Origin of the sequence: Promicromonospora sp. NPDC057138, assembly GCF_042670845.1 — a bacterium.
Lineage (GTDB): Bacteria > Actinomycetota > Actinomycetes > Actinomycetales > Cellulomonadaceae > Promicromonospora.
In genome coordinates this window covers 1-9,239 of sequence record NZ_JBHUUX010000114.1, presented here as the reverse complement: position 1 = coordinate 9,239, position 9,239 = coordinate 1, and the positions used below count along the sequence as shown (strand labels likewise).

Genomic DNA, 9,239 nt, shown 5'->3' with positions numbered 1-9,239 from the left:
GTCCGAGTCTCCCTGGTTTCGCCAGGGAGACTCGGACAGGCGCTCTACTTCGCGGAACGCCCTACCCCGCGGAGCTCGACATGACGCGCTCGTGCAGGGTCTGCACCGCGTACCGGGCCGACCAGAAGGCGCCGTGCTGCCACGCGGAGACCTCGGACATCCAGTCGCCCGCGAAGTACACGTTGCCCGCACCCTGCTGCAACAGCTTGAAGCCCGAGGACTCGGTGTTCGGGAAGGCCCAGGCGCCCTCGATGTAGGGCACCTTGTGCCAGGCGATGGAGAAGGAGCTCTCCAGCTCCGTGCGGTACTTCTCCCCGTGGATCTTCACACCCTGCTCGACGGCGCGCAGCTCTCGCTGTCGCGGGGCCATGTCGGCGTACGCGCGGGCGTTGGCGCCCGTGTTGTAGTAGCCGACGATCAGCCCCTTCCGCTCGCCATACCCGTAGGACGGGTACCACAGGTGGGCGAGGTCCATATCGGTCTCGGTGATCCCGCCGAAGATCCGGTGATCGTCCTCCCACCACCGCGACCGGTACTGCAGGCCGATCTTTCCGGCGGGGGAGCCGACGGCGAACTCGCCGAGCGCCGCGTCGATCTCCGGCCCCCAGTTGGTGTCCCACCGCCGCATGAGGCCCGCCGGCGCCGCGACGACGGCGAAGTCCGCCTCGACCTGCCGCTCCGCGCCGTTCGGGGTGGTGTAGGTGACCTTGACCCCGCCGCTCGTGTTCTCGACGCCGGTGACGGGTGACCTGAACCGCACGTTGCGCTCGCCGATGGCTCGGACGAAGTACCGGTAGGTCGTGTCCATGCCGCCTTTCGGCTGGAACATGAGCATCGACTGCTCCCAGTTGATCTCGAACGGGAAGTACTGGCCCACCTTCGAGGCCAGCACCTCGGAGACCGTGCCGGGGCCGGGCAGCGGCGTGCCGTGCTCGTTCCATGCCGACGGATAGACCTCGAAGCCGCGGTTGCTGCCGCCGGCATAGGTGCCGTCGGACGCGAGCGAGCCCCAGCTGCGCAGGAAGGTGCGCAGGTTCTCCTTGTCCTCTTCCGTCAGCTTCTGGTCCAGGGCGCCCTGGTCGGTGGCGTGGTGCAGCAGCTCGGAGGTGTAGCCGTGGACGTCCGCCTTGGCGGTCCGGTAGCGGACCGGGTTGCCCGGCGTCGCGCCGGACCGCTCGTTGTAGATATAGGCGTCGGCGTTCGCGTTCGTGAAGACCTCGTAGGGCACGCCCAGCTCGCGGAGGTAGTCCATGGTGACCATCCACTGCGCGATGCGGGCCGCGCCGGCGTTCAGGTAGATGCCGTCGTCGAACCGCGCGGTCTGCGTGACGCCGTCGACGTCGGTCTCGGAGTCGCCGCCGCGCATGGTGAGGGTGCGCCCGCCGGGCCGGTGCCGGGCTTCGAGCACGGTGACCTGGTAGCCGGCCTTCTGCAGCTCGTACGCCGTCGCGAGGCCGGCCGGGCCTGCTCCGACGACAACCACTTTCTTGGCGGACCGGCCGGTGAGCGTGAAGTCGCTGCCCCGCGGGGGCGTCCAGGACTCGGCTCTCGGCTGGGCGGCGGCGGTCGGCGCCAGCCCCATGGCGCCCATCGTCGCGAACATGACGCCGGCGCTGGACCCCGCGCCGACGGCCTGGAGGAAGTTACGGCGGGAGACGCTGGTGGTGTTGTTCTGAGTGACCACGTCGGACTACCTCTCGTCTCGAAAGGCCTGACGGGCGGCAGATCCCCTCGCGGGTGCCGGGAGCCGCCGTCAGCACCGCGTCGGACGCTATGGGGCGCAGGTCACCGCGCCGGGTCTGCCCCGTTTCTGTGTAATTGCCCGCAGTAACCATGTTGTTTCGGCATATTTGCGCAAAGTTCCGTCCGTGCAGGGAAGCGCAGGGGAAGCTCCGGGCGCCGACGTCGGACGCGTTCCCGGAGCGACCCGTGACGGTCATCCTCCGGAAATTCCCCCTGGCTAGCGTCATCCGCCACCCGGCGCTGACCCCGCCGGGCTGCCACATCCGGGCGCCGTCGGGGCGCTCGGCAGGCCCGCAGGAGGAGCTCCATGAAGAATCGCACGAAGCTCGTCGCCGCCATCGTCGTCACCGCCGCGGTCGCCGTCCCCGGCACCGCCTTCGCCGCCACCCACGTCTTCAGGCCCGACCCGGACCGAGCCCACTCGTTCGTCACCGGAGAGACCCCGCTCATCGCCGATGGCGTGGCCATCGGCAGGAACATGTCCTGGTACAAGTCCTCGGGTCTCGGCCCGGCCGCCAGCAATACCGCGCCGGGCGCGTCCACGGAAGAGCGCTACATCCCGACCGATATCTTTCCGGGCGCCGAGCTGCCGGACGGCGTGACCCTCACCGAGGCCCAGGGCATCAACGCCCTCACGCGGATCGGCGACAACCTCGCGAGGGCCGGTCTCGGGTACGACGACGTCATCTCCATGCGCGTGTTCCTGCAGAACCCCGAGGGCGAGGAGAAGATGGACTTCGCCGGGTGGAACCGGGCCTACCGCCAGTTCTTCGCCAACACGAACCTGTCCACCGGCGAGGTGCTCGACGTCCAGCTCGGGTCGGCGACGACCGAGCCGATGGTCGTCAACGCCGCCCGCCCGTCGCGCTTCGCCCTTGAGGTCGAGAACCTCCCGGTGGACGGATGGCTGGTCGAGGTCGAGGTCGACGCCGTGTATCGCCGCTGACCCCGACCGCACCTCCGCGTCCGGGGCGGCCGGTCAGCCGCCCACAGCGCGCTGCACCGGCCACGCCCCGGACGCGCCGGGACCGTCCAGGCCCTGCTCGCGGCGCCACTCGTTGAAGCTCACCGCCCACTGGCGATGCGCGCCGATCTGCTGCTGGTGCAGGTCCGTCAGGGGCATGCGGGCGAGCTGCGGGAACCTGCGGGCCAGGGCCTCCAGCACGTCGAGCGTGGCGAGCACGTCCACCTCGGCGGTGTGCAGGTCGCCGTCCGACGTCACGCCGTACCACTGCGCCAGGTCGCCGAGGCGGCGCTTGCCCGGGCGGTACCGGTCCAGCCAGCGGTCGATGACCAGCGGGTCCACCACGGGCTCCACCGGATGGCCGAGGCGCTGCGGGAGGGTCTTGAGCCCGTGGCGCAGCAGCTCGGCGTCGAGCAGGGAGAGGTCGTAGGCCGCGTTGTAGGCGACCACCGGCACGCCGTCGGCCAGGTGGCCGGCGAGCTCCGCGGCGATCTCCTCGAGCGCCTCCAGCGGCTGGACGCCGTGCGCCCGAGCGTGCTCCGTCGAGATGCCGTGGATGGCCGCGGCCTCCTCCGGGATCTCGACGCCCGGGTCCATCAGCCAGGTGCGGACCTCGGTGCCCACCCCGGGCGTGCGCAGCACGAGGGCCGCCGTGACGATCCGGTCGCCTGCCACATCCACCCCTGTGGTCTCCGTGTCGAAGCCCAGCAGCGGCCTGTTGATCCAGGTCTCGTTCATGGTGTCCTCCCTGCTCGTCCGGGTTTTCCGGGCAGTGTTGTCCAGCTCTGCCCTTGTCCCCGGTGCGTCCATGGAGAACCTTGCCACCGGTCACTGACACTCCGGCCGGTCCCACCCCGTGCATCACCGGATGCTGCGCGCACCGTCAGATCGGATGGGTAGGCTTGGCGGGTGAGCAACGAGATCGAGATCGGACGCGGCAAGCGCGGGCGGCGCGCCTATTCCTTCGACGACATAGCGGTGGTGCCGTCCCGTCGTACACGCGACCCGAAGGACGTCTCGGTCGGCTGGCAGATCGACGCCTACCACTTCGACCTGCCGATCGTCGCGGCCCCGATGGACTCCGTGATGAGCCCGAGCAGCGCTGTCGCGCTGGGCCGGTTCGGCGGCCTCGGCGTGCTCGACCTCGAGGGCCTGTGGACCCGCTACGAGTCGCCCGAGCCGCTGCTCGCCGAGATCGCGGCCCTGCCCGCGGACCAGGCGACGCACCGCATGCAGGCGATCTACTCGGAGCCCATCAAGCCGGAGCTCATCACGCAGCGGCTCAAGGAGATCCGGGCCGCGGGCGTGACCGTCGCCGGCGCGCTCACCCCGCAGCGCACGCAGGAGTTCTACAAGACCGTGGTCGACGCCGGCGTCGACCTGTTCGTCATCCGCGGCACCACGGTCTCGGCCGAGCACGTGTCGGGCAACGCGGAGCCGCTCAACCTCAAGCGGTTCATCTACGAGCTGGACGTGCCGGTCGTCGTCGGCGGGGCCTCGACGTACACCGCCGCACTGCACCTGATGCGCACGGGCGCGGCGGGCGTGCTCGTCGGGTTCGGCGGCGGCGCCGCCCACACCACGCGCGTCAGCCTCGGCATCCACGCGCCCATGGCCACCTCGGTGGCCGACGTCGCGGCGGCCCGCCGCGACTACCTCGACGAGTCCGGCGGCCGGTACGTGCACGTCATCGCGGACGGCGGGGTGGGCCACTCCGGCGACGTCGTCAAGGCCGTGGCCTGCGGCGCGGACGCCGTCATGCTCGGCGCCGCGCTCGCGCGTGCGGCCGAGGCGCCCGGCCAGGGCTTCCACTGGGGCCCCGAGGCGCACCACCCGCAGCTGCCGCGCGGCGAGCGTGTCGAGGTGGGCACGGTGGGCAAGCTCGAGGAGATCCTCTTCGGGCCGGGCAAGCAGGCCGACGGCACCCTGAACCTCGTGGGCGCGCTCCGCCGCGCCATGGCCACCACCGGCTACTCCGACCTCAAGGAGTTCCAGCGGGTCGAGGTCGTCGTGTCGCCGTACCAGCCGCGGTGAGCGCTGTGGCCGACGGCGAGCAGCTCGCCCCTGTCCTCGCCGCGGCCCCCGCGGCCGACGGCGAGTTCGTGGAGATCACCGACGCCGACGTCGAGCAGGTCGTCGAGCTGTGGCAGGCCTGCGGGCTGACCCGGCCGTGGAACGACCCCTACGTCGACATCGCCGAGGCCCGCGCGGGCGACGGCTCGACGGTCCTGGTCGCGCGGGCCGACGGCCGGGTGTCCGCCACCGCGATGGCCGGTCACGACGGCCACCGGGGCTGGCTCTACTACGTGGCGGTCGCGCCCGAGGCGCAGAGTACCGGCCTGGGCCGGGCCGCGGTGGTCGCCGCCGAGGCGTGGCTCGTCGCGCGCGGCGCACGCAAGATCCAGCTCATGGTGCGGACCACCAACACCGACGTGATCGGCTTCTACGAGCGGCTGGGCTATGCCGACCAGGAGTGCACGGTCCTCGGCCGCTGGGTCGAGCCGAGCTGATTTCAGTAGGCGGAGCGCCACGCGGTTGCAGCCGCCGGGGCGAACCACGATGAAAGTCAGTTTCACACACCTATCGATACATGGTGCAGGGTTTTGCGCGTAGGGTGTCCGCCATGATCGACGACGCAGCAGCCGACGCAGCGGCTAGTGGTGCGGTCGGCGGTGTGCTCGACCCGGAGCACCCGCAGGGGACGTTCGTCCTCGAGCCAGGGGTGATGGCCCCGCTGGTGGCTCGGATCGCAACCTCCGAGGGATCGGGCACGCACCGGTCCATGTGCCCGTTCACGGGCGCCCCGCTCGTGACGTTCCCGGTCTCCTCCCCGGAGGATGTCGCCGCGTGCGTCGTGCGAGCGAGAGTGGCGCAACGCGCCTGGGCGCGGCTGTCGGTACGAGATCGCGCCGGCGTGCTCCAGCGGCTCGGCCGGATCGTCCTGGAGCGGCAGTCGGAGGCGCTCGACCTCATCCAGCTCGAGACCGGCAAGTCGCGCCGCGCGGCCTTCGAGGAGGTCGCCGACATCGCGCAGGTCACCCGGCACTATGCGGTGCGCGGTGAGCGCTACCTCGCGGCCCGCCGGGTCCGGGGCATGGTCCCGCTGCTCGCAGGGGTGCAGGTGCACCGCCGCCCCGTCGGCGTGGTCGGCGCGATCGCGCCGTGGAACTACCCGCTGGTGCTCGCGCTCTCGGAGGCGCTGCCCGCGCTCCTGGCCGGCAACGCGGTGGTGCTCAAGCCGGACCCGCAGACGACGCTCACGGCGTTGTGGGCGGCCGAGGCCCTGGACGACGCGGGCCTCCCCGCCGGGCTGTTCCAGGTGGTCGCGGGCGGTCCCGAGGTCGGTGAGGCGCTGATCGAGCACGTGGACCACATTGCGTTCACCGGCTCCACCGCCACGGGCCGCAAGATCGCGGCACGGGCGGGCGAACGTCTCATCGGGGCCACGCTGGAGCTGGGCGGCAAGAACGCCCTCTACGTGACCGAAGACGTCGATATCGACGCTTCCGTCCCGGGTATTGTGCGGGCCTGCTTCTCGAACGCGGGCCAGCTGTGCGTGTCCATCGAACGGCTGGTGGTGCACGAGGCCGTCGCCGAGGAGTTCGTCGCGAAGTTCGTGCGCGCCGTGCGGAACCTGCGGCTCAGCCCCGCCCTGGACTACTCGGCCGAGGTCGGCTCGCTGACGTCGGCCGCGCAGCTCGACAAGGTGACGGCGCACGTGGACGACGCACTGGCCCGGGGCGCGCGCGTGCTCGCCGGCGGGGTGCACCGCGCCGACGTCGGACCGTACTTCTACGCGCCGACCGTGCTCGACGACGTCCCCGCACAGGCGGTAGTGGCGCGCGAGGAGACCTTCGGGCCGGTCGTCACGATCACGCGCGTCGACTGCGACGAGGACGCCGTCGCCGTCATGAACGACACCGAGTACGGCCTCCACGCCGCCGTCTGGTCCCGGGACGTCGCCCGCGCGCGCCGCGTGGCGGCGCGCATCGACACGGGTTCCGTGGCGATCAACGATGGGTACACGATCGCGTGGGGCTCCGTCTCGGCGCCGCTCGGCGGCTGGAAGGCCTCCGGCCTGGGCGCGCGGCACGGCGCGGCGTCGATCGACGGGCTCACGCGGCAGCAGACCGTCGTGACGTCCCGCGGCGCGCGGTTCGGCGCGACGTTCGACAACCTCTACGGCCTGGGCGGGGACACCCCGAGCCGGGTGCTGACGGCCGCCCTGGGCGCGATGCGCAGGCTGCGCATGGCGTGAGGCGAAGGTGCAGCTAGCGTGAGGTGGGGCGGAGCCGCGGACGCACGCCATGCAGGCGCGGCGTGCGGTGAACTGTCGTCACGCGCGCGGGTACGCTCGCCCGCATGACGACGCAGCTCCACGCCTTCTGGAAGTCCGCCAACTCCCTGCCCGTCATCGGCGGGCTGCTCGGCAAGCGGATCTTCACCGTGGCCTACACCCTCAAGGCCCCGTACTTCGGCAGCATCGCCCCGCGCGTGGTCGACATGCGGCCGAACTACGGCGAGGTAGTGGTGCCCAACCGGCGGCGCAACCGGAACCACATCGGCACCGTGCACGCGATCGCCGTCTGCAACGGGCTCGAGATGGCCATGGGCTCGCTCGCCGAGGCCACGGTGCCCGACGACAAGCGGTGGCTGCCGAAGGGCATGGAGGTCGCCTACCTCGCGAAGTCGACCGGGGACGTCACCTGCATCGCCGAGACGGACCAGGACCAGTGGGACGGCGACGACCGGGACCTGCCGGTGCGTGTGCGCGCCACCCTGGACGACGGCACGGTGGTGGTCCAGGGCACGATCCACCTCTGGGTCACGCCCAAGAAGAAGTGACCTGTCAGACCCACAGATCGCCCGGGTGACCCGCAGGTCTGACGGGTCAGCGGGGGCGGCGTCGGGCGAGGGAGCGGACCGCCGCCTTCCAGCTCGCGGGCAGCTCGCGCACATGCCACCAGGCCGCCTGCGCGGGTACCGCGCTCGCGGCGCTCACGCCCACCCCGACGGCGTCCAGCCCGGCCTCCACGCAGGAATAGAGCGTGCGGCGCAGGTGGTAGTCCTGCGTGACGACGACGGCGGTGCGCACGTCGAACAGGTCGTACGCGCGGCGGCACGTGGCGGTGGTGTTGAAGCCCTCGCGGTCCAGCACTATCGCGTCGTCGGGGACGCCGAGGTCGTTGTCCAGGATCCAGCGGCGCATCGAGCCGGGCTCGTCGTACCTCGTGCCATCGGCGTTGTCGTGCGCGTCGCCGCTCAGGATCACGGTGGGCGCGACGCCGGCGCGGTAGAGCTCGGCGCCGCCCTCGACACGGCGGCGCAGGTACGTCGACGGCGTGCCGTCCGCGCGGAGCCCCGCCCCGAGCACGATGACGGCGTCGGCCTTCTCGATCTCGCCGGCGTCGTGGCGCACGCGGGTCTGGCCGGTGGCCTGCACCACGGCGACGGGGACGGTGAAGGCGAGAGCGAGCACGCTCGCGACCAGGGCGGCGACCTTGAGTGGAGTCACGCCGGAACGCTACCGCACTCGCCTCATGCCGCTAGCGCTGCCAGCTCATCGCGGAGGTTGGCGACCGCCGCCGTCTGCCAGCGGGCCGCGCCCGGGGCGGTGCGGAAGAGCGGGCCGCCCTCCAGGAGCGTGCGGAGCACCTGGGCGCGGCCGGCGCGGAACAGCGCGTCGGGTACGTCGCAGTACTCGGCGCGGACCTGGCGCGTGTACCGGGTGTAGGCCGCCGGGCTCCCGCCGAGGACGGCCAGGTCGGCGTCGCTGACCAGGGCGCCGACGACGTCGTCGGGCGCCGGGTCGTGCTCGGCGGTGACCATGACGAGGCGCGCGACCTCGTCGACGTCCTCGGCGGAGACGCCCGTACCGGCCAGCGGGCCGAGCAGCTCGGCCACCAGCGCCGCCGAGCGTTCCTCGTCCTGCCGCGCGACGCCATCATGCACCGCGTCGTGGAACCACAGGGCGAGGCGGGCGCGCCACAGGGCGCGGTCGGGGACTCGGGCGTCGTCGGCGATCGCGTCCAGCGCGTCCAGGGCGACGGCCAGGTGCAGCGTCGAGTGGTAGACCCGGTGCGGCTCGCGCCAGCGGTCCACCAGCTCCTCGCCGGCCTTGCGGGCCGGGCCCGGGTCCGCCCACAGGGCGTCCCAGCGGGTCAGGAGCGCCGCCTGCTTGGCGCGGCCGCGCTCGGCGCCCGAGACCCGCAGGCCGGAGCCGGCCAGTCGCCTGGCCAGGTCGCCGCCCTCGACGGGAACCGCGCCCGCCGCGACCAGGTCGTCGTGCCGCGCCGCCGGCACGTCGTAGTGGTCCAGGTCGAACGCGCGGTCGGGCACCCCGGCCGCCCGGGCGAAGAGCCGGAGCTCCCGCAGCGACCCATCCGAGACCAGGTGGGAGAACAAAGTCCCGTGCGCGGGCCAGGCCGGAGGGTCGATGAAGACGGTCACGGGGTGAGCCTACGCGCGGGTCGAGCGGGGTCCGCGATGTAGAGCGCCTGTCCGGCTTCCGCACGAGTAGACCGTGCGGAAG

Annotated in this window: 9 protein-coding genes; 5 read left to right on the top strand and 4 right to left on the bottom strand. The window is 72.2% G+C overall.

The features are described 5' to 3' along the window. Window positions 1-61: 61 nt before the first annotated feature. Window positions 62-1,684 carry an FAD-dependent oxidoreductase gene (locus tag ACFT2C_RS28515; RefSeq protein WP_377210481.1) on the bottom strand — a complete coding sequence of 541 codons (1,623 nt, stop codon included), beginning with the start codon at window positions 1,682-1,684 and terminating at the stop codon, window positions 62-64. 366 nt (window positions 1,685-2,050) lie between these two features. Here ACFT2C_RS28515 and ACFT2C_RS28510 point away from each other — a divergent pair, with 366 nt between their 5' ends. Beyond that, window positions 2,051-2,689 carry a Rid family hydrolase gene (locus ACFT2C_RS28510; protein WP_377210480.1) on the top strand — a complete coding sequence of 213 codons (639 nt, stop codon included), beginning with the start codon at window positions 2,051-2,053 and terminating at the stop codon, window positions 2,687-2,689. Window positions 2,690-2,722: 33 nt separating this feature from the next. Here the strand turns inward: ACFT2C_RS28510 and ACFT2C_RS28505 are convergent, their stop codons facing one another. Further along, window positions 2,723-3,445 (bottom strand): exonuclease domain-containing protein, encoded by a 723-nt coding sequence (locus ACFT2C_RS28505; protein ID WP_377210479.1) that lies wholly within the window; start codon window positions 3,443-3,445, stop codon window positions 2,723-2,725. 171 nt (window positions 3,446-3,616) lie between these two features. On the opposite strand from ACFT2C_RS28505, the gene ACFT2C_RS28500 reads away from it, so the two are divergent. The 4 genes from ACFT2C_RS28500 (at window position 3,617) to ACFT2C_RS28485 (ending at window position 7,552) form a co-directional block, all read left to right on the top strand. Next, window positions 3,617-4,741: a GuaB3 family IMP dehydrogenase-related protein gene (locus ACFT2C_RS28500; protein ID WP_377210478.1), complete on the top strand. Its 1,125-nt coding sequence runs from the start codon at window positions 3,617-3,619 to the stop codon at window positions 4,739-4,741. After that, window positions 4,738-5,217 carry a GNAT family acetyltransferase gene (locus tag ACFT2C_RS28495; RefSeq protein WP_377210477.1) on the top strand — a complete coding sequence of 160 codons (480 nt, stop codon included), beginning with the start codon at window positions 4,738-4,740 and terminating at the stop codon, window positions 5,215-5,217. Before ACFT2C_RS28500 ends, ACFT2C_RS28495 begins: the two co-directional genes overlap by 4 nt. A gap of 113 nt (window positions 5,218-5,330) precedes the next feature. Next, window positions 5,331-6,965: a succinic semialdehyde dehydrogenase gene (locus ACFT2C_RS28490; protein WP_377210476.1), complete on the top strand. Its 1,635-nt coding sequence runs from the start codon at window positions 5,331-5,333 to the stop codon at window positions 6,963-6,965. Between the two features lie 104 nt (window positions 6,966-7,069). Beyond that, window positions 7,070-7,552 (top strand): hotdog fold domain-containing protein, encoded by a 483-nt coding sequence (locus tag ACFT2C_RS28485; protein ID WP_377210475.1) that lies wholly within the window; start codon window positions 7,070-7,072, stop codon window positions 7,550-7,552. 46 nt (window positions 7,553-7,598) lie between these two features. Here the strand turns inward: ACFT2C_RS28485 and ACFT2C_RS28480 are convergent, their stop codons facing one another. Together ACFT2C_RS28480 and ACFT2C_RS28475 are read right to left on the bottom strand one after the other, a co-directional pair. Further along, window positions 7,599-8,222, bottom strand: a complete 624-nt coding sequence (locus ACFT2C_RS28480) for a vancomycin high temperature exclusion protein (protein WP_377210474.1) — start codon at window positions 8,220-8,222, stop codon at window positions 7,599-7,601. Between the two features lie 23 nt (window positions 8,223-8,245). Then, a complete protein-coding gene (locus tag ACFT2C_RS28475; protein WP_377210473.1) occupies window positions 8,246-9,157 on the bottom strand; it encodes a DUF4031 domain-containing protein in 912 nt (303 codons plus the stop codon). Window positions 9,158-9,239: the final 82 nt, after the last annotated feature.